Annotated in this window: 24 protein-coding genes, 1 other RNA gene, 1 pseudogene and 1 riboswitch; of the genes and pseudogenes, 3 read left to right on the forward strand and 23 right to left on the reverse strand. The window is 43.3% G+C overall.

Annotated features, from left to right (window positions below):
• Positions 1-2: 2 nt before the first annotated feature.
• The 14 genes and pseudogenes from NYE43_RS10950 to NYE43_RS11015 all read right to left on the reverse strand — a co-directional run bounded on the left by NYE43_RS10950 (position 3) and on the right by NYE43_RS11015 (position 14,645).
• A complete protein-coding gene (locus NYE43_RS10950) occupies positions 3-890 on the reverse strand; it encodes a 5'-3' exonuclease (protein ID WP_101864412.1) in 888 nt (295 codons plus the stop codon).
• Between the two features lie 97 nt (positions 891-987).
• The gene (locus tag NYE43_RS10955; RefSeq protein WP_003230761.1) at positions 988-1,134 is read right to left on the reverse strand and encodes a hypothetical protein; all 147 of its coding nucleotides are present in this window, start codon (positions 1,132-1,134) and stop codon (positions 988-990) included.
• Positions 1,135-1,208: 74 nt separating this feature from the next.
• A complete protein-coding gene (locus NYE43_RS10960) occupies positions 1,209-1,466 on the reverse strand; it encodes a YpbS family protein (RefSeq protein ID WP_341061861.1) in 258 nt (85 codons plus the stop codon).
• A 64-nt stretch (positions 1,467-1,530) separates the two neighbouring features.
• Complete coding sequence (locus tag NYE43_RS10965; RefSeq protein WP_341061863.1) at positions 1,531-5,112, reverse strand: dynamin family protein; 3,582 nt, start codon at positions 5,110-5,112, stop codon at positions 1,531-1,533.
• A 178-nt stretch (positions 5,113-5,290) separates the two neighbouring features.
• The gene (gene fbpC, locus NYE43_RS10970) at positions 5,291-5,380 is read right to left on the reverse strand and encodes a Fur-regulated basic protein FbpC (protein ID WP_100069434.1); all 90 of its coding nucleotides are present in this window, start codon (positions 5,378-5,380) and stop codon (positions 5,291-5,293) included.
• 70 nt (positions 5,381-5,450) lie between these two features.
• Entirely contained in the window at positions 5,451-5,957 is a 507-nt protein-coding gene (locus NYE43_RS10975) for an isoprenylcysteine carboxyl methyltransferase family protein (protein ID WP_101864414.1), read from the reverse strand.
• A 3-nt stretch (positions 5,958-5,960) separates the two neighbouring features.
• On the reverse strand, positions 5,961-7,058 hold the full coding sequence (locus NYE43_RS10980; protein WP_341061866.1) for a type III polyketide synthase: 1,098 nt from the start codon (positions 7,056-7,058) through the stop codon (positions 5,961-5,963).
• 73 nt (positions 7,059-7,131) lie between these two features.
• Complete coding sequence (gene pbuX / locus NYE43_RS10985) at positions 7,132-8,448, reverse strand: xanthine permease PbuX (RefSeq protein ID WP_341061868.1); 1,317 nt, start codon at positions 8,446-8,448, stop codon at positions 7,132-7,134.
• Complete coding sequence (gene xpt / locus NYE43_RS10990; RefSeq protein ID WP_059336603.1) at positions 8,445-9,029, reverse strand: xanthine phosphoribosyltransferase; 585 nt, start codon at positions 9,027-9,029, stop codon at positions 8,445-8,447. Before xpt ends, pbuX begins: the two co-directional genes overlap by 4 nt.
• A gap of 91 nt (positions 9,030-9,120) precedes the next feature.
• Positions 9,121-9,220: riboswitch (purine riboswitch) on the reverse strand.
• A gap of 142 nt (positions 9,221-9,362) precedes the next feature.
• The gene (locus NYE43_RS10995) at positions 9,363-10,868 is read right to left on the reverse strand and encodes a carboxypeptidase M32 (RefSeq protein ID WP_101860390.1); all 1,506 of its coding nucleotides are present in this window, start codon (positions 10,866-10,868) and stop codon (positions 9,363-9,365) included.
• A gap of 112 nt (positions 10,869-10,980) precedes the next feature.
• On the reverse strand, positions 10,981-11,976 hold the full coding sequence (gene kdgT, locus NYE43_RS11000; protein WP_341061871.1) for a 2-keto-3-deoxygluconate transporter: 996 nt from the start codon (positions 11,974-11,976) through the stop codon (positions 10,981-10,983).
• Positions 11,977-12,025: 49 nt separating this feature from the next.
• Positions 12,026-12,616, reverse strand: a complete 591-nt coding sequence (gene eda, locus NYE43_RS11005; protein WP_024121815.1) for a bifunctional 4-hydroxy-2-oxoglutarate aldolase/2-dehydro-3-deoxy-phosphogluconate aldolase — start codon at positions 12,614-12,616, stop codon at positions 12,026-12,028.
• Between the two features lie 6 nt (positions 12,617-12,622).
• A pseudogene (gene kdgK / locus NYE43_RS11010) lies at positions 12,623-13,591 on the reverse strand (2-dehydro-3-deoxygluconokinase); the annotation flags it as partial.
• Between the two features lie 34 nt (positions 13,592-13,625).
• Positions 13,626-14,645 (reverse strand): LacI family DNA-binding transcriptional regulator, encoded by a 1,020-nt coding sequence (locus NYE43_RS11015; RefSeq protein WP_213417692.1) that lies wholly within the window; start codon positions 14,643-14,645, stop codon positions 13,626-13,628.
• Positions 14,646-14,868: 223 nt separating this feature from the next.
• On the opposite strand from NYE43_RS11015, the gene kduI reads away from it, so the two are divergent.
• Positions 14,869-15,696: a 5-dehydro-4-deoxy-D-glucuronate isomerase gene (gene kduI, locus NYE43_RS11020; protein ID WP_103671779.1), complete on the forward strand. Its 828-nt coding sequence runs from the start codon at positions 14,869-14,871 to the stop codon at positions 15,694-15,696.
• A gap of 1 nt (position 15,697) precedes the next feature.
• Complete coding sequence (kduD, locus tag NYE43_RS11025) at positions 15,698-16,462, forward strand: 2-dehydro-3-deoxy-D-gluconate 5-dehydrogenase KduD (RefSeq protein WP_024121819.1); 765 nt, start codon at positions 15,698-15,700, stop codon at positions 16,460-16,462.
• Between the two features lie 45 nt (positions 16,463-16,507).
• Here kduD and NYE43_RS11030 read toward each other — a convergent pair whose 3' ends face one another.
• The gene (locus NYE43_RS11030) at positions 16,508-18,433 is read right to left on the reverse strand and encodes an ATP-dependent DNA helicase (RefSeq protein WP_069487325.1); all 1,926 of its coding nucleotides are present in this window, start codon (positions 18,431-18,433) and stop codon (positions 16,508-16,510) included.
• A 102-nt stretch (positions 18,434-18,535) separates the two neighbouring features.
• On the reverse strand, positions 18,536-18,730 hold the full coding sequence (locus tag NYE43_RS11035) for a hypothetical protein (RefSeq protein WP_024121821.1): 195 nt from the start codon (positions 18,728-18,730) through the stop codon (positions 18,536-18,538).
• 161 nt (positions 18,731-18,891) lie between these two features.
• On the opposite strand from NYE43_RS11035, the gene NYE43_RS11040 reads away from it, so the two are divergent.
• Positions 18,892-19,044, forward strand: coding sequence for a YpzG family protein (locus tag NYE43_RS11040; protein ID WP_003153548.1), 153 nt, complete (start codon positions 18,892-18,894; stop codon positions 19,042-19,044).
• A gap of 52 nt (positions 19,045-19,096) precedes the next feature.
• On the opposite strand, the gene NYE43_RS11045 is transcribed toward NYE43_RS11040, so the two are convergent.
• The 7 genes from NYE43_RS11045 to NYE43_RS11075 all read right to left on the reverse strand — a co-directional run bounded on the left by NYE43_RS11045 (position 19,097) and on the right by NYE43_RS11075 (position 23,592).
• Complete coding sequence (locus NYE43_RS11045; RefSeq protein WP_095713153.1) at positions 19,097-20,254, reverse strand: THUMP domain-containing class I SAM-dependent RNA methyltransferase; 1,158 nt, start codon at positions 20,252-20,254, stop codon at positions 19,097-19,099.
• A 97-nt stretch (positions 20,255-20,351) separates the two neighbouring features.
• An RNA gene (rnpB, locus tag NYE43_RS11050) (RNase P RNA component class B) lies at positions 20,352-20,733 on the reverse strand.
• Between the two features lie 66 nt (positions 20,734-20,799).
• Positions 20,800-21,096 carry a cell division regulator GpsB gene (gene gpsB, locus NYE43_RS11055; RefSeq protein ID WP_010334692.1) on the reverse strand — a complete coding sequence of 99 codons (297 nt, stop codon included), beginning with the start codon at positions 21,094-21,096 and terminating at the stop codon, positions 20,800-20,802.
• A gap of 78 nt (positions 21,097-21,174) precedes the next feature.
• Positions 21,175-21,720: a DUF1273 domain-containing protein gene (locus NYE43_RS11060; RefSeq protein WP_024121823.1), complete on the reverse strand. Its 546-nt coding sequence runs from the start codon at positions 21,718-21,720 to the stop codon at positions 21,175-21,177.
• An 89-nt stretch (positions 21,721-21,809) separates the two neighbouring features.
• On the reverse strand, positions 21,810-22,037 hold the full coding sequence (gene cotD, locus NYE43_RS11065; protein ID WP_081638329.1) for a spore coat protein CotD: 228 nt from the start codon (positions 22,035-22,037) through the stop codon (positions 21,810-21,812).
• 84 nt (positions 22,038-22,121) lie between these two features.
• Entirely contained in the window at positions 22,122-22,250 is a 129-nt protein-coding gene (locus NYE43_RS11070) for a hypothetical protein (RefSeq protein WP_003230707.1), read from the reverse strand.
• A gap of 100 nt (positions 22,251-22,350) precedes the next feature.
• A complete protein-coding gene (locus NYE43_RS11075) occupies positions 22,351-23,592 on the reverse strand; it encodes a ribonuclease H-like domain-containing protein (protein ID WP_341061880.1) in 1,242 nt (413 codons plus the stop codon).
• Between the last annotated feature and the right edge of the window lie 5 nt (positions 23,593-23,597).

Raw genomic sequence — 23,597 nt, forward strand, 5'->3', positions numbered from 1 at the left:
TCTTAAACGATCTCTCTAGCGTTCAGTTTTTCAAGCATACGCTCTATTCCTTTGATCTGATGGCGGCGAAGCATGACAGCCGCCTGCTCCATTTTCAATGTAAAAACGGCTTCTGTCAGCGTACAGGCTAACGGCACAGAGCAGTTAATCTCAGCAAGCTTCCTCGAAATTTCCAGGTCGCTTAAACCTTGCTGAATTTTCCCCTGCTGTCCCTTTGGAAGAAGAGACAGATTCTCCAGCAAGCGGTCAATTGTTTCGTATTCACGAATCAGTTTATACGCGGTTTTTTCTCCAATGCCTTTTACTCCGGGATAATTATCACTGGAATCGCCCATCAGCGCTTTGATGTCAATTAAAGCCTTGGGCAGGACACCTGTTTCTTCGTAAAATACTTCTTTTGTATACATTTTATAATTGCCGATTCCTTTTTGAAGCAGCGCAACGCTTACTTCGTCCGTTAACAGCTGAAGTAAATCCCTGTCGCCTGTTACGATCGTAATATCCGTTTCTTCAGAAAACAAGGCTGCAAGTGTTCCAATACAATCATCCGCTTCGTACCCGGCAAGGCCAATATTCATGATGCCAAGTTCAGCGGCCGCTTCCTTTGCCAGATCAAATTGCGGTATCAGCTCAACCGGCGGCTGGCTTCGGTTCGCCTTATAATCCTGAAACAGATCATTCCGGTACGTTTTGCTGCCCATGTCCCAGCAGCATACAACATGTGTAGGCTGAAATGTTTCCACGGCTGTGATTAAATGTTTCAAAAAACCGTTAACGCCATTTGTCGGAACCCCGCTGTCATTTATCATAAAGTTGCGATGCACGGCTGTGGCGAAAAATGCCCTGAATAATAGAGCCATGCCGTCAACAAGCAATAATTTATTTTTCATATGATAACTCCTTTTTCTATCAGTCGATCTATTTTACCATAAGTGCCGCGAAAATAAAAAACAGCATCTCTGTATAGAGATACTGTTTGCGGTTAAATTAATCGTTGTGTCTTTTATTGCTGGCAATCAGCTTTTCAGCTTCGCGTCCTGCGTAAGAGTCGAAATGGGTTTGAAACCCGTTTTTCTTTTTGGCATTGTTATTGGCCTGTGCATTTCTGTTACCCAGCTTTGTTCTGCCCAACATAAATCCCCCCTTACGTCGGATACATATAGTATGCGCGTAACGGAGGATTTGCACTCGAGGCAGGATCATCCAGCTTATGTGCGGCTGACGTATTCTTTGACCATTTCTTTTGATACCAGACGTCTAGTCGGTACGATACCTTTTTTGGCCAGCTGATTCATCTTTTCTGTAATTTCATTAATGGCATCTGTTGAAAATGGCTCATCGTTTTTGCATTTAGCAATAGTTTCTTCAATCGCCATTTCACGAAGGTGTTCAAGCTGCATAAATGTTTTAATATGCTCGTGCTGTTTTGCAGAATGTGCAGAAATTGCTTTATGTACCTCTGACATCAATCGTTCATCTCGCTTTTTCTATTTAGTCTATCATGACTTGAAATGCAAGCCAACTGAATTTTTACATTTTGATTGTATCGCCTGTTCTCTGCCAAGAAATACATGCTTGATATGCATCTTCTATCTCTTTCACATGTTCCCCTTCTGCGTATCCTTCTGCATACGTATCTCTTTGGCCCTCTATTTGCGCCAATGCTTTTTCCGCCATTCCATACTGCTGGTGTCTGACATATTCAACATAATGAGATATAAGGCTTTCTTCTTCATTTTTAATCCAGGCCTCCGTTATTTTCATAAGCTTCGTCCGCACTGCTTCAATGAAGCCTGCTTTTCCTTTCTGTTCAAAAAACTGCTTCGGAGATTTGATTTGTTTTTGCTCCTGTTCAAAGGCACGTTCATCGATTTCAGGTTCAACTTCTTTGAGCTGTATGCTGTTAGAGAGCTGATCATCCGCATAAATGGAGAAATATCCGTCTTCTTCCAATGTTTTTTGACAGCTTTCCAGCCACTCTTCAGTGATATGCCGTTCGATGAAACCGCTCATTCGAATGTCGAGCGTTTTGATCTCCTGAATATATTCAAATTGATAATCATGTAATGCGCTTTTCATCGCCGCACTGATATTCTTTTTCCAATCTCCATTTTGAAGACCCGGATGAAATGCAGATTTTAACAAATCATTCGCAAAAAAGGACAAACGCTGTGTAATGTGATAAAGCTGCTCCCTTGTATCCTTTTTTACTTTCTCAATAATGGTTTCTGAATTGCGGCGTTCCTTGATATCAGCAACTGCCCGCTCAAACGATAACAGAAGGCGCTTTTTTTGCGCTTCCTTTTCTTCTTTGGACTGATGCTGAGATTGATGAAGCTGTAAGACCGTCTCACATAGTTTGTCTGCTTCTGAGCTAAGCTGGGCCGCAGCCGCTTTCTTTACATCGACCTCAATAAACTGGTCTAAATGTGCTCTTGCTTTTGAGAACTGATTATGATACGTTTCCGGTTTTCCTAAAAGCTCTTCTTTACTTGACACGTAAAAGAGCTGCGGATCATGAATTCCTTCTTTTAAAAGCTCTGATCTGACATAATCCGTGACCGTTTCGAGCTCTGCTTTATCTTTCGCAAGATCAGCGGCATTAATGACAAAAAACATTTTATCCATGCTAAGCGATTCTTTCACGAGTCCCAGCTTCCGTAAAAATGAGCGGTCTCCTTTCGAGAAAGAATGCTGATAATAAGTCATGTAAAAAAACGCATCGGCATCCTTGATATATTGAAACGCAAGTTCTGTATGCCGTTTATTCAGACTGCTGGCTCCAGGTGTATCAACGATCGTAATCCCTTTTTCAGTCAGCGGGCTTTTATAATAAACGGTCACTTCCTTTACAGCACAAGCCGTTGTCTCCTCAGCTACATACGGTTTTAATTCGGAGAGCGGAATCGTTAATATCTTTTGGGCCTGAATATATTGCTGATATTTTTCATATGCAAGCAGGAAATGACTGATCATATTGATTTGTTCTTCTTGCAGACGCTCTTTTTTGATTGCCTTTTTCCATTTTTCCACAAATGACCGACCTTGTGGTTCCTCTTGCATTCCTGTGAGCTGCATGATTTCAGCTGTTATGTCACCCTCCGTCTTAAACATGACATCCGCTGTTTTGTGAGATTTGCCGTTTGCCGGTTTCGTTATTTTGTTAATCGTTGCTGTTGTCGGTGTCGGTGATGACGGCAGCACTCTTTCACCAACCAGCGCATTGGCAAATGAGGATTTTCCTGAACTGAATCCGCCAAATAGAGCAAGTGTAAATTTTCGGTCTTCCAGCCTTTTAATCCTTTCACGAAAAGCTGAGGTTTGTTTGGACAGCATACGATATCCACCCAATAGATCAGACAGTGTGTAAAAGCGTTTTATCTGATCATGAAGCGGCAGCTCTTTCCCGCTTTTCACTTCTGTTTTTAGCGTCTGCTGCTTTATATGCTGTGCTTGGCTTTGTTTCTGTTCTGGAGCCTCGACCTTTTTTTTCTTCGTTCTAAACCAGTCCGGATCTATGTTTATTGGGCTTGCAGACTCCTCTTCCCAGATCGCCCACATCCGGCCGGCTTTCTCACGGGCATGTTGTTCATGACTGGCCTGTTCCTGAAGATAAGCCAGCTTTTCTGATTCCTGCGCGAGCCGGCCATTGATCGATTCCCGTTCTATAGAAGTACTCTCTTTTACCGTGGCGGTAAGTGTTTTGATGATGTCTGACGCTTCAGCTTTTGCCTCTTTACGGATCAGCTCTGCCAAATCTTTTGTATATTGCAGGACATATTCAGAAGAAAATGCTGCACCTTGCTTGACTGCGCGTTCAATGATATCAATATGAAGCGGCGTGCGATAGGCCTGGATCAGCTTTTCACTTTCAGCTGATTGAATACCAAATCTCTTGGCGAGTTTATGCAAAATATCTATAATATGCCAATCCGCTTCAGCTTCCGTTCTTTTTTTCACATCAGAGAAAAACTCATTTCTCCTTTTTTCTCTTTCCTGTGCAGTCTTTGCTTTAGAAAAGAAAAAACCGGTCTTAAAAGAGGGCTCACGTGATTCTAAGTAAGCTGCTGCCAGTTCACGCATTTCAAAAGGCGTCAAATTAGCGTTTCTTAAAATTCGATTGACTTCCTCCTGCATCGTGCTTTCTGCCTCAATCGGTTTATTTGCTGCTTCGGTTGATTGAAGCTGCAGGGAATCCACCAGCCGAGCTTGCTTTTCAAGCTGTTCTCCAGAACTTGGACTGTCCGTATCTTCTTTCATGAGCATCTGTGTGTGCTCTCTCAGTAAATTCTGTACTTTTTGTTCAGTAATGGAATGCAAATTTCTTTTTGAATGCTGTTCAATTCTTTTTAACTCTTTTCCCAGGATACCGATTTGATTGAATGGGTGATTCGGTTCCGTCACCGACGTAAAAAAGAGTGCATCCTTCGGAATTCCTTCTTGACAAAGCATCTCCTCCACTTGCGCTTTGTAATCTTCAAAGCGTGTCTCAGTCTCATCATGTCTGTCAATTTGATTAACGATAAAATAGACATTCGGAATGCTGTCTTTGATTGACCTAAGAAACAGTACATTTTCCTCAGAGTGGACATGGTTATAGTGTACGACGTAAAACAGCGCATCTGCCTGGTGAAGAATAGATGCCGCCGATAAAAAATGAGCCTCATCTGTTGAGTCAATCCCGGGGGTATCAATATACGCAACTCCTGGTTCGATTTCAGTATACCGGTCAAAAATTTCTACAGTTTCAATCTGCTCCCCATCCTTGCAATATTGCTGCACCTTGTCTTTATGATAGGCACCCTCCAGCTCCGCACACGCTCCGTCTGTTGTATGAAGACGAACACGCTTTTCTCCGTTTCTGATCACAACAAGGTTAGCGCTGGTCGGAATTGGACTTGTCGGCAGAATATTCTCCATTAACAGGCAGTTCAGCAATGACGATTTCCCCGCTGAATAATGCCCTGTAAACGCGATATAAATTTCTTCATCTGCGGCTTTCTTAACAACTGAAGCCAGTTTAGCCGCCCTTTTTTCATCCTGGTTCTCAATCAATTGTTCATAAAGTGCCCCAGTTTTGTACAAAAGTTCTTGTCTGCTGCGTTCTGTCATAAGTCTGAACCCCTTTGTGCCGTTTCAATTATGAATCTTTTTTGAAAGATCTGAATAAATCCCACTTCCATTTTACACAAGAATGACCCAAATTTCTTTATGAGAATAGAAAAAAGCTGCCGAAGACGGCAGCTTCTATAAAAGAAAATCTGCAACTTTTTTACAAGTTCCAGATTCTTTAAACAGATTTATTAGAGATTCCTTTCAATACAAAACCAATTAATACACTATATGTACAAACTGCCCCAAGCAAAAACAGCATTGTCATTTGCTTCACCATCCTGATTGAGAATCTTTTTCAAGTTCATTCTAACATGGATGAGAATGATATTCAATCTCTATTTTGCTGTATATTCTCGTAATGCTTGCTCCTCTGCACGTATTCTGACAGACAGTATAACGGCATTTAAAAGTGAAAACAGACACATGGTAAAGTACGCTTGATACAAGAGCGGTATCAGGATGATTTCTAATACGACAACTGTATAGTTTGGGTGCTTCAGCCATTTGTATGGCCCTTTTTTGACAAGTTCAACACCCGGAACAACAAGAATTTTTGTATTCCAGTATGCCCCCAAGGAACAAAGCGCCCAATATCGAATCGCCTGTACTGCTAATATAGCCGCTGCTATGCCTGACCACCAGTTTGAAGGCTGTTTGTGCAGCAATAGTACTTCGGCAATTAAAGACAGAAAAAAAAGAATGTGCATGGTGATGATATACGGATAATGACCCTCTCCGAACTCTATCGCACCTTGTTTTTTCACCTTTTGTTCGTTTCGTCTCGCCACAGCCATTTCCGCTGCTCTTTGAGCAGTGAGCACAGTGATTAGCATCCAAAACATGAGTTATGCCCCCTTTTCCCAGCTGAACAGCAGCAATTCTGATGAAAATCCCGGCCCCAATGCACCGATCAGCCCCCGTTCTGCTTCGTCTTTGCTTCCGTTCTGCAGATGGTGGTCGATTACATACAGAATGGTGGCTGATGACATATTTCCGTGTTTTTTAAGGATAGTTTGCGAAGATGCAAGCTGCTCAGGTGACAGTTCAAGACATTTAATGTATGCATCAATGACTTTTTTTCCGCCTGGATGAGCCAGAAAGACCGTAATATCGCTGAATGAAAGCTGATGTCCATTCAAAAAAGCCTGGACATTTGTCTTCAGCCATTTTTCAACCAAAGTCGGAATATCCCTTGAAAAAATGACTTTGAAACCACGATCGGTAAAGTCCCAGCCCATAACATCTTCAGATTGTTTCATCAATACAGACTGCGAATCCGATATATTCGGCAAAAGCTGGAGCTTTGTCAGCCGGCGGTCCGCCTTCTCCCCGCATAATAATGCCGCTGCAATGCCGTCGCCAAAAAGTGATGTGCCGATCAAATTGCTTTTCGTTTTATCTTCAGGCTGAAATGTCAGACTGCACAGCTCAGCAGCAATGACAAGAACAAAAGCCTCCGGATACGCTTTACAGTACTCAGCAGCGCGCGCAAGCCCGCTCGCCCCTCCTGCACAGCCGAGCCCCCAAAGCGGAATTCGCTTCGTATAAGGGGAAAACGGGAGTTCATTCATCAGCCGCGCCTCAATGCTTGGTGTGGAAAGGCCCGTGCTGGAGACGAAAAAAATAGCATCCACTTTTTCATAAGGAATGGGTTCTTGAAGATAAACTGCATTTGCGAGACACGTTTGAACAGCACTGACGCTATGCCTGAGTGTTTCCTCTATATAAATTTGATTTTTTTCTTCGAAGCTGTGCCCTCCTTTATACCATTCAATCGGTCTCACAAATTGTCTCGATTCAATTTGCCCGTTTTTAAAGGAGGTTAACAGCCGTTCTATATCTTTAAAGGATTGCTGAAACATATATCTTGCAAACTCCGCCGCCTTTTCTTGATTCACATCATTCTCAGGAAGACTTGTCCCGATCGACAAAACAAACGCCATTTGATCACCTCTTAGCATACATTGTGCCGCAACTTTCTTTTTTATATGCAAAAAAACTCCGCCGAAGCGGAGTTTACACTGCTGTTTTTTGCTGATTGACATCAGCTTTCTGTTCTGTTTTTTCAGTTTTCGAAAACATATTATATATCACATTCAAGACAACAGCTGTAAAGCTGCCGGCAACAATGCCGTTTGTTGTAAGAAGCGTTAAGGCACTTGGAAGCTGTTTAAATATGTCCGGCACAACTGTCACACCGAGCCCAAGCCCCACTGAGCAGGCAACGATCAGCAGATTTTCCTGCTTTGCAAAATCAATTCGGCTGAGCATTTTGATGCCATAAGCAATGACCATTCCAAACATGGCCACCATCGCTCCGCCTAACACGGCAGATGGAATGATTGTCGTAAAAGCAGCAATTTTGGGAAACAGGCCAAAAGCCATTAGAAGCACGCCTGTCGCCACAATCACTGCATTTTTCTTGATTCCTGTCAGCTGGACAAGACCGACGTTTTGAGAAAATGCAGTGTAAGGAAATGCGTTAAATATACCGCCCAGCAAAACAGCCAGTCCTTCTGCACGATATCCTCTGGATAAGTCCTTTTCTGACAGACGGCGGTTGGTCAGATCGCCTAAAGCAAAGTAAACGCCCGTTGACTCCACAAGGCTGACGATGGCAACGATGGACATTGTAATGATAGGGGCCGCATGAAAAGACGGTGTGCCGAAATAAAACGGCTGAATCATTTGCACAAAGGCAGCGTCTGAAACATTATCAAACTGAACTTTCCCCATAAAATACGCAATAAATGTCCCGATCAAAATACCGATCAAAATGGAGATGGACTTGATAAATCCTGTTGTAAAGCGGTATAGAAGCACGATGATGCTTAAAACGATCAAAGCGAGAGCAAGATTAGAAAGATCACCGAAGTCCGGACTGCCTTCCCCGCCGGCTATATTATTCATGGCCACCGGCATAAGCGTAATGCCAATGATGGTAACGACAGAACCTGTAACAACAGGCGGGAAAAACGAGACGAGCTTTCCAAAGAAAAACGAAATGAGAATCACAAGAATACCTGAGGCGATAATACTTCCATAAACAGCGGAAACCCCGTATTCGGAGCCTATCGCAATCATTGGTGACACAGCGGTAAATGTGCAGCCAAGCACAACTGGAAGCCCGATGCCGAAAAACCGATTGCTCCAAACTTGAAGAAGTGTAGCCACACCGCACATAAAAATATCAATCGACACCAAGTAGGTCAGCTGCTCCGCCGTCAGCCCCATCGCCTTCCCCACAATCAGGGGAACAACAATGGCGCCGGCGTACATGGCGAGTACATGCTGGATCCCTAGTGACAGCGTTTTGCCGAATCCGTTTTTCATGAACGAACCTCCTGTACAAAGGATACTTTTCCTTTTTCTAAAGATTCAATTCTTGCCAAAGATTCCACCCGATAGCCAAGCTTCACAAGTTCTTCTCTTCCCGGCTGAAACGATTTTTCAATGACAATGCCAAGTCCCGCGACAGAAGCTCCAGCTTGCTGTACGATCGATACCAGCCCAAGTGCGGCTTGTCCATTTGCCAAAAAGTCATCAATAATCAAAACGCGGTCCTGATCTGACAGATGGTTTCCTGATACTGCGATTTGGCTTTCTGTTTGCTTCGTAAAGGAATAAACAGACGATGTCAGCAAATTGTCAGTGAGCGTTAAAGACTTATGTTTTCTCGCGAATACGACTGGCACACCCATTTGTAAACCAGCCATTACGGCCGGAGCAATTCCGGATGATTCGATTGTAACAATTTTTGTTACTCCGTCTTTTTCAAATCTGGCGGCAAACTCGTCACCGATTTTCTTCATGAGCAGCGGATCAATTTGATGATTTAAAAAAGCATCCACTTTCAATACCTGATCTGATAAAACGACGCCCTCTTCCTCTATTTTTCGTTTCAGTGCTTCCATCCTGTCATACCTCCGTTTAGATAATAAAAAAAGCATTACCCGCTCAAAACAAAGAGCAAGCAATGCTGAAATAACAAAAAACCGTACACGTCCGGTCTCATTGCTCACTCATAGTCGGACATTTACGGTGCCCGGTAGAAACTTGCGTGCCATATCCACGCGATTATATGAGTGTTCCTATCATATTGTTACAAATTATATCAAGATTCTAAGGTCTTGCATAGACAAAAATAAAATTTCCGAACTTTAATTCTTTTTTTGAAAAAATCATTCGTTTTTTATGAATATTTTGTTAATAAGTTAGCCTGACGTTTAAAACGCCAGGCTTTTTTATTAAGATAAATACAGATTTGAGTATTTATTTTGCAAATAATCAATCAGGTAGCGTACATTCAGTTCTTCACCTGTTGCTTCTTTAATAATGTCTAATGGCTTTTTCCGTTTTCCGTGAATATGCACTTTTTCCGTCAGCCATTGTTTAATCGGATGAAACTCTCCTCTTTCCAAGAGAGTATCAAATTCAGGCAGATCATCGAGCATTTTATGCTTCAGCTGTGCTGCATACATATAACCAAGTGCATACGATGGGAAGTAGCCAAAATCTCCACCCGCCCAGTGAACATCCTGCAGGATTCCCTCTGCATCCTCAGAAGGAGTAATACCTAAATAATCCTGATATTTTTGATTCCAAAGTGAAGGCAGTTCTTCCACAGATACTTCATTGCTGAAAATCGCTTTTTCAATTTCATAACGAATAATAATATGCAAAGGATACGTCAATTCATCCGCTTCAACTCTGATTAATGAAGGTTTTGATTCGTTGACAGCCCTAACAAAATCATCAAGCGATATGTTGCCGAACTGTTCAGGAGACGCTTCTTGTATTTTCTGATAGTATGGTGTCCAGAAATGCTTGTTGCGTCCAATAAAATTCTCGTAAAATAATGATTGAGATTCATGAATTCCCATTGAAGCACCGTCTGATAAATTCGTCCCGCTCAGCGCTTCGTCAATATTTTGCTCGTAGATCGCGTGACCGCATTCATGAATTGTGCCGAAAATAGCTGTCCGGAAATCTTTTTCATCATATCTCGTCGTCACCCGAACATCCCCGCGGTTCATTGTTGTCGCAAATGGATGAACGGTTTCATCAAGCCTTCCGCCGTCAAAATCGTAGCCGAGCTCTTGCAGGAAATAAAGGCTGAGTTCTTTTTGTTTTTCCTTAGGGAACACTTCACTGATAAAGCTTGTATCCGGTTTATTCTCTGAGGCTGACACTTGTTTGATAAGAGGAATGATCGCTTCTTTCAGCTCAGAAAACAGCTGATCAAGCACCTTGACTGTCACACCTGGTTCAAACAAATCAAGCAATGCATTATAAGGATGCTCTTCATAACCCCAATATTCAATAAATCGTTTATTGTATTCGACCAGCTCCTCCAAATAAGGGGCAAACAAGCTGAAATCAGATTTTCCTTTCGCTTCCTCCCATGCTGTTTCAGCCTTTGAACAAAGAATAACATATTCCCTGTATTCTGCTTCAGGAATTTTTTTGTTTTCTTCATACTCTTTTTTAGCCAGCTCTACAGCCTTTTTCGTATCTTCAGCCAGATCATCAAACCGTTCATAAAGCGCATCAATAAGTTCCTTCATCCGATCTGATGTCTGGATATTGAATATATCTGTCGAAAGCTGACCGATGCTTTCAGCACGGTCCTCTGAGCCGTTTTTCGGCGCGCCTGTTCTGGAGTCCCAATGCATTAATGCAACCGCTTCACTATAATGTGAGATTCTTTTTAAAAGATCAAAAAATTCCTTTTCATATGTATGTATCTCCATATCCATTCCCTCCCTATTCTAGCCGTTCCATTACAGGCTACTGGAAGGGTGTTTGAAAGTCAAATTGTTTGTATAAAAGGCTGCCGGTCTAGTTATCGGCAGCCTTCATCACTCAGTTTATCTTCATTTGATTGTTTGGCGGCGGCGGTGTTTTTCGTTTTTTCGCATTGATTTTTTTATCCGCCCACACTGTTGCCAAAGGTGTTAACAAAGAGGTGACAATAACGCTTGTCGCAATGATTGCAGTTGCCGATTCAGCAACGGGTGCAAACGCAGAATTCGCTTCCGCTAAGGCGTATGGCACGGCGACGGCCGCTCCCGCTGTTGATGAAGCTGCCACCCCCGCGACACCATCTCCCCGGGCAATGAAACGATCAAGCAAATACAAGGAGCCGCCGGATAAGATGACAACAGAGACACCGACCAAAATGCCTAATAACCCTGACTGAATCAGCATTCCAAAATTTAAAGTGTTCCCAAGTGAAAATGCAAAAAACGGAATGATTGCCGGCACTACCTTGCTGAATAAGTCTCTCAGATCATGATCAAGATTTCCAAGTATGCAGCCGAGCAAAAACGGGATGACTGTTGCCGCCAGCGTTTCCCACGGAAAAGCAGCCAGTCCGGTAACACCGAATGTAACCATGGTCATAAAAGGTCCAGATTCTGTACTGATAAACGCGAATGCGCCGGCATCTTCTTTTCTGCCCATATGATTCATGAGCGCCAAATAGAGGCCGCCGTTCGTCTCATTCATCACTGCAACAATGGCTAGAACAGAAAGACCTGCAAAGAATCCGGATTGTATGCCTTCATCGGGTATAAATTGAGCCGCAATCACACCGAGCAATGCCGCAAACCCGATCTTTCCCAATAATAAGGTAATCCCTTTTCTCGCAATATAGCCTGAAGAACGGAAATCAATCGTCGCTCCAACGCAAAAGATAAAAACGCCTAGTATGGGAAGGGTTCCTGTAATAAGCGCACCCGTAAACCCTCCAAAAAACTCTGCTGTTCCAGGCGCAAACGTATTAAGCGCTGCTCCCAGAAACAGCGGAATAATCATCATTCCGCCAGGTACCCGTTCAATTGTCGCTTTGATTTTCATATATATTCTCCCATCCTCCGGTTATGGAAAAACAATACCCCTTATGTGGCTACACTTGGAAAACAGCCTGTAAATCCTCTTTTGAACAGCTTTCCAGCTGGCTTCCGACTCCGACGGCACCTGCCCCTGCCTTGAGCCATTCCGGAACCTCAGACGGATGGATCCCGCCAGTCGGTATAAAAGTAACCTGCGGAAAAGGGCCCGCTAAATTTTTCATAAAAGGGATGCCGAATACACCGCTTGGAAACAGCTTTAATGTAGTAAATCCACATGTCAACGCTTTCATAATTTCGCTCGGTGTCAGTACGCCAGGGATATAATGCGTCTTCATAAACGATAGGTGTTCAGCAAGATCTGTTGAAAAACCCGGACTGACAATAAATTGTGCTCCTGCTTCCGCAGCTTCTCCCGCCTGCTGCGCAGTGATGACCGTGCCCGCTCCGATTAAGACATCTTCCCGATTTCTGTAGGACTCAATAATAGCAGAAGCTCCAGGTGTCGTATAAGTGACTTCAATTGCCCGAATCCCTTTATCTATCAAACTCTCAATCTGCTGACAGGCCTGCTGTTTATCCTTTGAACGAATGACTGCAATCAGCTTGGCTTCTTTCAGACGGTTTTCTACTACATTGGACTCCATATAACAATCCCCTTTCTTGTGGTGAACTGTTCTTTGAGCAGATAGAAATGCGGCTAATTTTTCCCTTGTCGGCAGACCGTCCATGTCCCCCGGTGCCTGAACTTGCAATGCGCCGATCGCATTACCCCTTTGCACTGCATCCTTGTACGGCAAGCCATCAAGAATTCCGCTGATGACGCCGACAGCAAATCCGTCTCCGGCGCCGACTGTGTCAACAACCTGATCAACCCGGAAGCCTTCTGTATATCCTTCACTTTCCTTTGATTTAAAGTAAGCGCCTTCTTTTCCAAGTTTAATAGCGACAAAGCTGACACCTTTTTTCAGATAAAAATCTGCAATGCCTTCAGGCGTTTTTTTACCAGTCAATAGCTCTCCCTCTGCGATTCCAGGGAAGAACCAATCCGCAAGTCCCGCCAAATCATTAATCGTATGTGCCATTGTAGCTTGATCAGGCCAAAGTGCGGGTCTTAGGTTAGGATCTAATGAGATGGTTTTTCCAGCCTGTTTCATGTCTTTCATCACATAATAGGCGAATTCTTTCATATCGGCGGACAAAGCCGGGGGAATACCTGTAACATGCAGATGGTCTGCGCTTTGAAAATAGTCTCTTGGGTATTCAGCAGCTGTTAAAGTGCTTGCAGCCGAGTTCTTCCTGTAATAGGTTACCTCAGGATCGCCTTCTTTCACTTTGGACTTTAGCAGCAGCCCGGTTGGATTGCCATCCTGAGACCGGATCACGCGAGACACATCCACTCCCTCTTTTTTCAGCTCCTGAAGAATAAATGTTCCGAGCTGATCATTGCCGACTTTGCTCATCCAGCCCATTTGAAAGCCAAGTCTGGCCAGGCCGCAAGCCACATTGCTTTCTGCCCCGGCCAGTCCTTTTGAGAATGTGGAAGCTTCATGAAGGCCTCCGTACTCATTTGCGTAAAACATGGCCATCGATTCGCCGAAAGTAATCGCATCAAGCTTCATTTCCCAACCTCCCCTTAGTTGAGGGCACCTTGGATTAAAGTGACTTTCTCATGATGACTTTTGCCTCTAATTCGATGGTTTGAGGCGCTCCCTCGTCACCTTCAATCCTTTTTAATACGCGTTCCATCGCCGTCTTGCCCATATCATGTGACGGCTGGGCGATTGTTGTAATGCCCGGGCCGATGAGTTTATACCATTCCGTATCATCGAATCCGGCAATCCCCGTATCTTCGGGAATGCGCAGCCCTATTTCTTCCATACAGCTAATAATTTTCAGCATAATCAACCCATTTAAAGCAAGAATCGCTTTTTTTTGCTCAGGCATCTCATTCATAAAAGAGCACAGCGCCTTCTCAAGCTGCTCTTTGTCTTTGACGTCAATTTCATACATTCGCCTGAGTCCATTCACATTTCGCACCGTAGCAATCTCCTGATAAACAGCCGCTCTTTCCGCCCGGGGGCTGATGGATGCAATCGGTTCGGTAAACAGCGCGACATCTGTGTACCCTTTGCTGTATATCTGCTGAAGGATCTCTTCAGTTATCCTTCTGTTGTCAGTCGTTACGGTATCCAGTTTCAGATCCGGCAATTTGCGGTCAATTAATACTGTCGGCACCTGCTGTTCGGCAAAGGAATATAAAATATCCTTGTTTTCCCCGGTTGCATTCAAAATCAGCCCTTCTACAGAGTGTGCTTCGAGCTTTAGCAGCATTTCCCGTTCTTTTTCAGGACTGTTATCAGTGTTGCACACCATTATGCTGTAGCCATATTGATCACAAACCTCTTCAACTCCCCTAAATGCTGCGACTGAAAAGGGATTTGTAATGTCGGCAACAACAAATCCGATTAATTTGCTTTTTTTTATTTTCAAACCTTGTGCCATTTTACTCGGCCGATAATTCAATTCAGTGATTGCCTTTTTTATGTTTTTTACCTTTTCAGGAGAAATCGCGTCAATTTTCCCGTTAATATAACGAGAAACAGTTGATTTTGATACTCCTGCAAATTCAGCTACGTCTTTGATGGTGATATGGCCTGTTGTTTTCTTTTTCATTCAAGCGCTCCTGTATCGTCTTATAATTTGAAACCGATTTCAAAACCGTTACAACACAAGAATACCATATTTTTTAAAATTGGAAAGTATTTTTTTAATAATGTGCTTATTCACAAAATTTCCGTTGACTCTTTTCTCTATTTATCCTAAAATTTTCTTTGAAACCGTTACCAAAATATTTTCATTCAAGTGATGCTGAAATCCTAACCAAGGGGGAAATCCAATGGAAAATCGTTACTCTGTACACCCTGAACAAGTAAAACGCTTTACAACCGAGGAGCTTCGCAGTCATTTTTTAATGGATACGTTATTTACGGAAAATAAGCTGACCATGTATTACTCCCATGAAGACCGCGTTGTGATAGGCGGTGCAGCACCCGGACAGAGCGAACTGAAGCTTGATGCCGGAGACTTTCTTAAAACGGACTTTTTTCTGGAACGGCGTGAAATCGGTATTATTAACGTCGGCCAGCCTGGTGCAGTTAAAGTCGGCGATGATGAATACGTGCTTCAAACAAAGGATTTTCTATATATCGGGATGGGCAATCGGGATGTAGCATTTAAAAGCCTAAACGGAGAAACAGCAAAGTTTTACTTCGTCTCCTCGGGCGCGCATCAAAGCTATCCGACGCAAAAAGCCGCTCTTTCTGAACTGAAACCGGACCGGCTCGGTGACGCAGCAGCATCAAATGTAAGAAGCTTGTACAAAGTCATTCATCAAGATGGCATTCAAAGCTGTCAGCTGATGATGGGGATCACGATGCTAGACGAAAACAATAACTGGAACACCATGCCAGCACACGTTCATGATCGCCGGATGGAGGCTTATCTCTACCTTGATCTTGAGAAGGATTCGAAGGTTTTTCACTTCATGGGTCAGCCGGATGAAACACGCCACCTTGTCGTCGGAAACGAGCAGGCTGTCCTTTCTCCTGCCTGGTCCATTCATTCTGGCGCAGGAACATCTAACTACAGTTTTGTGTGGGCGATGGCTGGTGAAAACTACACATTTACGGACATGGATCTTGTGCCGATGGATGGGCTGAAATAAGATGAGTTATCTGCAAGAGGCATTTTCATTAGAAGGAAAAACGGCACTGGTGACAGGGCCGGGTACGGGAATCGGCCAAGGAATCGCCAAAGCGCTGGCAGGCGCCGGTGCTGATATTATCGGCACATCACATAAAAGCAGCCTCTCCGAAACACAGCAGCTTGTGGAACAAGAAGGCCGCACATTCACTACCTTTACATTGGATATGAGTAAGCCTGATGCAATAAAGGATACAGCGGCTGAACTGTTTGAAACACAGCAAATCGACATCCTTGTCAATAACGCCGGGATTATTCACCGGGAAAAAGCGGACACTTTCGCTGAAGAGAACTGGCATAACGTGCTGAATGTGAACCTAAACAGCTTATTTATCCTGACCCAGCTAGCGGGCAGACACATGCTGAAAAGAGGTCATGGGAAGGTTATCAATATTGCCTCTCTCCTCTCTTTTCAAGGCGGCATTCTTGTTCCAGCCTATACAGCAAGCAAACATGCCGTTGCTGGTTTAACAAAATCGTTTGCAAATGAGTGGGCCGCTTCCGGCGTACAAGTTAACGCGATAGCGCCTGGCTATATATCAACTGCCAATACACAGCCTATCCGGGATGATAAAAAGCGAAATGAAGACATTTTAAAAAGGATTCCTGCCGGCCGCTGGGGCAAAGCTGATGATATCGGCGGGACGGCTGTTTTTCTGGCATCTCGCGCTTCTGATTATGTCAATGGACATATTTTAGCAGTAGACGGCGGCTGGCTTGCCCGCTGACAAAATGAAAAAGCTGATGATCATGGATCATCAGCTTTTTCGTGATTACATCATATGCGGTTCAACAGGTAAGACCTTTTTCACTTCATCAATGATGCGTTCATTTTCTCCGCCCGCATAAATATGAATCGAGCCGCTGTCTTGATTTGAGCGAATCAGACGGCCAATCCCCTGCCGCACTCGCAACAGCATATACGGAAGGTCAACCTCTTCAAACGGGTCTTTTCTCGCACTGTTGCGTTTTGCCGTAAATACAGGGTCATGAGGCGGAAACGGCAATGACCAGATCGTGACATTCTTCAATGCGTCACCAGGAATATCAAGCCCTTCCCATAGGTGAACTGAACATAAAACCGTTTCCTCTTCCCCTTGGAATTTTTCTACTAAGCTGCTGATTTCTTCGTCGCCTTCAAAGTAAATCGGATACGGCAGCTCCCAAGCAGCTGCGAGCTCCTTAAACTCGTTTAATTCCTCAAAAGACGGGAAGAGCACCAGCGTTCTGCCTTTATAGTGCTTAATTGTCTCTATTGTTTGAGCTGTTTTTTGTTCTGCGCTCATTTCTGTTTTCCCATAAAGGGTAACGGTCATTTGTTCGTCATAATCATAAGGAGAATCAACCGTTAACGATAAGTAATCGTGAATCCCCAGACTGTCCGCAATATAGTCAAACGAACCGCCTTCTGACAGCGTTGCAGAAGAAAAGATATACGGAATTTTCTTTGAAAACACTTTCTCGCCAAGCACTTCTGCTACTGTTCTCGGCATCACGACAAAAGTGGATTCCGCTTCCTTTTGCTCCAGCCAGCTGATCGCATCCTTTTGATATAAAGATAATGAATACGCCATTTGCTCAACGTATTCCTCTACGACTGACAGCTCGTATTGATCAATGGTGTACATTTCTGACTCAAATACGAGTGCTTCACCAATTTTATCAAGCAACCGGCACAGCTCGTCCGCCGCCTTTTTGACACGCTGATCATTCTTTATTTCCAAACGGTGCGACCCGGCAACTTCTCTTGATTCTTCAGAAAGAACATAGAAAAATTCGTCGTTTGCAGCAAGTGCGTCTTCTATCAATTCAGCAAATTCTTCTCTAATGTCATTTTGAAGCAAACGTTCTAAAAATAATTCAAGAGTTGATTGCTTGACTCTGTAGGTTAATGCTTTTTGCGCAGCAAACTCTAACAGATGCCCTTCATCAAATACAACCGCACTATGATCAGGCAGCAGCGGCAGCTGTCCCTCCCGTTTGCGCGATTCTTCCGTCCATACATGTTCCATATAGAAATCATGAGAACAAATGATCAAGTCTGTTGACTTGCGATAATAATCTCTTGATAGCGTCAAGCCGCATCTATGTCTCATATCACAGGTCAGGCAATCTTGAAACGAGTCGTAGCTTACTTGCGACCATTCTTCATTCGAAAGGTTAGCGTACTGCTTTCGGTCACCGTATGGATAAAACCGCTGCATGGCCTGTGACTCATGGACAAATGACGGTAAAGCTTCATAAAGATCAAGCCACTTTTCATCATCAGATCGCTGCATTGTTTTTTCAAGCTTTTTCAAGCATAGATACTGCTCATGTGATTTCGATAGCCTTGTGTCAATCTTAAGATCCAAATGTTCAGCCAGTTTCGAAATGTCTCCCTCTTTTTTCACAAGCTGTTCGATTAACGTTTCATCAGCACAAGCGATAATGGCGGGTTTTCCGACATATCTTGCATAGCTGATCGCAAAAAGAAGGTAAACAAGTGTTTTCCCCGTTCCTACTCCGGCTTCGGCAAACATGACTTTTTTCTCTTTAAACGCCCGTTCCAGCTGAAAAGCCATGAACACTTGCTCATCTCGAAGATCAAACCCTTTTTCGGGAAGAATATCGTAAAACACGTCACCAATCCAATTGTTCAATTCTTCATAAAAATTCTTTGTTTTCGTTAAAGAAAAAGGCAAACGTGATGTTGTCACCCAGTTCCAACCCCCAACTATTCGGCATTCAGACCATCAATATTATCATTTCCCGCCGCTGAATACAATAAAAAAACTTGGCAGTGCCAAGCTTTTTGTGACTTACTTTCGGTTGATCACATGCGAGGATAAAAAAGGATGGTCTGTTGAATGAATATGTTCCACCGCTTTTTCTAAATTATTTTGCGCATGTGAAATCACAGACGGAGACGCATCATCAGCTCTGAGCTCCTTCAGCTCGTTTGCGGTTGCGTCAAGCGCCCTTTGAATGAGATTAAAATGTTCGCTGTTCAGCATGAGATCACCTCTAATTGAAATAATCATCATTGTATGCGAACTTTTCTTTTTATATACATGCTTTCCGCATGTTATCACTGAAATGTGCACAAACTACATCCGATACTCCGTCATGGACTATCCGTCTTATCAACAATATTCTATCAGGGAGTGATGTTGACATGAGTTATAAAGACCGATTAGATCAGCATTCTGAACTGTTTCATCACAATTGGACGCGGCCTAAACGTTCTAAGTCTCAAGTAAACGGTCACACCGAAATGTCCCAAACCAACATTATATTAAGAAGTAACGCGAAAGCGCACCGTTGGTAACGATAGAATATGGCTGAAAGATGAAAGAAGACGCATCCAGAGCGTCTTCTTTTTATGCGTGTTCCGTTTTATTACGCTGAGGTCTTACTTTAGACCAGTACTGATAGTAATCCGTCTTAATAAATCCATTAAAGAGCTTTCGTTTCTTCGTTGCTTTTCTTCCATATGCTTCCTCAAAATTTTCATTTGAAGTCAGCATATACACAGACCACGTATCAAGCGGTTCGAACGCCTGTCCCATTTCTTTGTACATCTGCTCAACGGCTTTTTTCTCGCCGAGACGTTCTCCGTACGGCGGGTTTCCGACAATCACGCCAAACTCATGTTTTGTAGTGAAGTCCTTTACCTGCATTTGTTTAAATTCGATTAATTCGCTCAGTCCCGCTTCCTCTGCATTTTCTTTTGCGATTTGCACCATGCGGTGATCTACGTCACTGGCGAAAATCGTAAGCGGCTGATCATAGTTTGCCTTTTCTTCGACTTCAAGACGTGCTTTGTCCCACAGATCTTTACCGATCCACTCCCAATCCTCTGAGACAAAATCGCGGTTAAATCCCGGGGCGATATTTTGGCCGATTAATGCGGCTTCAATCGCGATCGTTCCGGAACCGCAAAAAGGATCGACAAATGGACGGTCCGGAGTCCAATTTGTTAATTGCACCAAAGCGGCAGCAAGCGTTTCTTTAATGGGCGCGCCTCCCTGATCCACGCGGTATCCCCGTTTGTGGAGGCCTGTCCCTGACGTATCAAGTGTAATAACCGCCTGATCTTTCAATAAAGAAATTTCCACCTTATATTCGGCGCCTGTTTCTTCGATCCAGTCATTGGCTTTGCCGGACTGCAGCTTCAGCTTTTCAACAATCGCTTTTTTGACGATCCGCTGACAGTCGGGAACGCTTGCAAGTGTTGATTTAACGGATTTACCGATGACAGGGAATTTCCCGTTCTCCGGTATAAATGAACGCCAGTTAACCGCTTTCGTTTTTTCAAACAGCTCATCAAATGTTTTTGCTTTAAATGTAGCAACTTGAACTTTTACACGGTCCGCCGTTCTCAGCCAAAGATTCGCACGGCAAATCGCAAGCGCATCCCCTTCGAAGATAACTTTTCCGTTATCAACCTTGCATTCATATCCTAAGTCACGAACTTCTTTTGCAACTACAGCTTCAATGCCCATCGGCGCTGTTGCAATTAGTGTATACTTCTTCATCGTATCACCCTGTCTTTTAAAACTTTTCTCTCATCAAGATAAAAGCTCTCCTTATACGGGAGAGCTTGATTTCATCATTTAATTTAATGGTCTAACGTTCTGTAAGCCATGTTTTGTTCCATCGTACTGCAATCGGCTCATCACCTCGTACTCAGGCGGCAATCATCTATCTACAGAAAGCATTCTGTCCTTCTCTCCGTTGAATTCCGTCAAGAAGGTTCCCCTACCAAAATTTGGGTTTCTCGCTCGAGGGGTTTACCGCGTTCCACTCTCACCATTTCTAGTGAGACTTCGTCACTGTGGCACTTTCAAGGATACTCAGCCATATCCAAAGGACGTAGGCTTTTTTCCTGCCGTCAGCCTATCAAGGCTGCCCTAGCTTATGACTTCGCTAGGCACGAACACTACGGGCATCTCAGCACCGTGCGAGCATGGACTTTCCTCTACAGATTCAAGATCTGCAGCGATTACCCGAACGTTAAGAACATGAATTATTATATAACAACTGATTGTCATTTACAAGCGCCATTTTTTACAAGCGCAGATCAATCATAAAGCTTGCTGCCAAAAACATGCTTTTCTAAGTTAGACAGCCGTTTTAAGATATCAAAGTTCGTGGTGTTTGATTGCACTGGCTGTTTTTTGCTGGCTTCTTCAAGCTGTTTTTTCAGCTGCAAATTTTCCTGCTGCAGTTCTTCAATTTCTTGATGGAAGGTTTCATAATCCTTAATGATCATATCTAAAAATTTGTCAACGTCTTCTTGTTTGTAACCTCTAACGCCTGTTTTAAATTCTTTTTCCAAAATGTCTTTCGCAGAAAGCTTTACTTTATCAGCAAGCATCTTTTTCACCTCGTATCGTGAATCATCATCTTATATTTTTTCAGAAATCTGGACGATTGTCAAATTTCTCTTTCTTTGTTATGAGAAGCTGTCTTCCTCTACTGTCACTCTCAGATCATCCATTGTGATAAAGTAGATCGGATAGCCATCCTGTTCGCGTCTTTTTTCAGCTGTCTCAAGCATATACTTTGGGGAACCTGCCATTTCAGAGTCATATAAAAGCATAAGCGCGTCAGACTTATCAATGAAGAACTGATTTTTTTGTTTAAACTGAAGCGGGCTTTCATACGGACGATGAGTCAGGCTTTCCTCGTAGTCCGCCTGGGCCAGAACAGCTTCATACAGTTCCTTATTCGGCTCTTTCCAGTTCTTTTCCTGCTCGTAAAATGGTGTGATGACAGCAACCTTTAAGTCAGGGTATTCTTCTTGCAAATCATATGCAACTTCGGCCGACCAGAGTTCCGTTCCAAGCTGCCCTGAAATTAAAATCCATTCTAATCCTTCATCCAAAAAAGCAATCAGCCGGTTCTTAATGGCTTTTTTTATGTAATACAGCGCCTTGTCATCCTGTTTAAATATCCCGAGTTCAAACGGTTTATATCCTGTTATTGCTAATACTTTCATCTTTTCACCTGCTTTAAAAAATGGGGCTCCCATTGGGCCCCATTTTATGTGCTGCGTTGGTTTACACCATCAAGCTGCACGTTTCCATACTAGTAATCGCAACAAGGTCTTCCTGCTTGAAAATGCTGATGCGTAGCCGGATCAACATTTGAGAAAGTGTGTGGAAAGTAGTGAACGTGCTGGAAATGCTGGTGATTTACGTTTGTTGTGTGCTGTGGGTGAATGTGCGGCACGATTGTTTTTGAAAACGTATGGTGTTCACAGCAATGAGTAGGATGGACAATCGGCGCCATCATGTGCGGTCTGCAGTGATGCATGATTTAAATCCCCTTTCCATAAACTTTATTACAATACTAAGCTATGAAAAATAGAGGGTACATGTTCTGATGCAAAGACCTATTTTAAAAGTGTGCAATTAAGCTGTCTTTAAAGTTTGAAAATACGAAAGCAATCAAAAACACAACGACGAAGAACAAATAAAAAACACCCTTATACATACCAACTCTCCCTTTAAAAATAACTAACGTCATTTTACAGGATTCGCCGGTATTCTACAACAAAATCGATGTGAATCCAGCAAAAAAATTTCATGGCGAAAGAAGTCGTCTTTTGCGCTTTCCCGGGGAATATTTAAAAGGAATATTTCCTCTTCAGACGGGCAATTCTCACGTGCAGATTTTCCGTTTCTTTTTCTGATAAGGATGCCTCATCGGCAAGTAATTGTTCAGCTGTATGTAAAGCTTTCCCGAATTCCTTTTTCTTATGCTCAAAATATTTCGCAAGCTCTATCGCTGAAGTGTACCTGCATTTTTGGTGCTGAGAATGAGATAGTTTCTCCCAAAGCGGGACTGCATCTTCTAGGCGGTTTTGTTTTTTGTACAGCATTGATAAATCTAAAAGGGCTCTGTCTTTATTTTCAAATGACTTTTCTTTAAGTCTTTCAAGCTGATTGACTGCTTGGCCTGTTTCCTTATGGGCCATAAACCATTTCGCCATTGCGTAAGCTTCATCATCCTCTTTTGGCATATCAGAAGCGGAAAGAATTTTCTTTGACATATGAATGTACAGTGAAATTAACGACAGCACATCCATCTCATTATGGTGCAGCACACCCTTTAAAAGATCCGGTTCCTGTGCCTTAATAAAATGAAAGTACAGCATCGGTGCCAAATAGCCCGGGGTGTCTTCTTTTCTGCGTACGCCGAGCTCTTCTTTTTCAACTGAGCCAAGCGACACGCGTTCCATTTTGTGCTTCCACAAACGCCTTGCTCCATGCAAGAGGTCAAAATGCCCGAATTCCGGGAGCTTCGGAACTCTGTCACGAATCAGTGTATGCCTTGTTTTTACCTGCGGCCAATCAAAAGCTTTTCCGTTGTAGGTAACAAGTGATGTAATATCAACCTCGCTTAAAAAGCTCTGATACAAGGCGACTTCATTCCCCGGTTTGGGCAGAAGATGCTGTTTGATTATCACTCGATCTTTATATACCCTTGCATGGCCGAGCAAAAAAATCGTATTGCCGGCTCCACCGCCAAGACCTGTTGTTTCTGTATCAAAGAAAAAGAGGCTGTTGTTTTCATATCCTTTTGCAGATAGTGTATGCGACAGGCTGCTTTTATTCCATAACGCGATGACTTCATCAAGCTCGGAAAAACAGTAATGTCCGTGCCGATGGGAGAGCGGATATTCTACTTCCCTGATCAGACAGTATTCATCCTCAAAGAAGAAAGGCTTCACGCCATAAGCCTCCCACTCTTTAAGAAACGGTATATCAGAGCGAATGTCTGAGTTCCCATTCTCTTCTATCTTGTGTTCTGCTTCCTCCAGCACCATATGCTTTTTCATACGCTGGAGTTTTCCTTTTAACGACATGCCTA

This window comes from Bacillus sp. FSL R5-0434 (assembly GCF_038004745.1).
In the GTDB taxonomy this organism is placed as follows: domain Bacteria; phylum Bacillota; class Bacilli; order Bacillales; family Bacillaceae; genus Bacillus; species Bacillus halotolerans.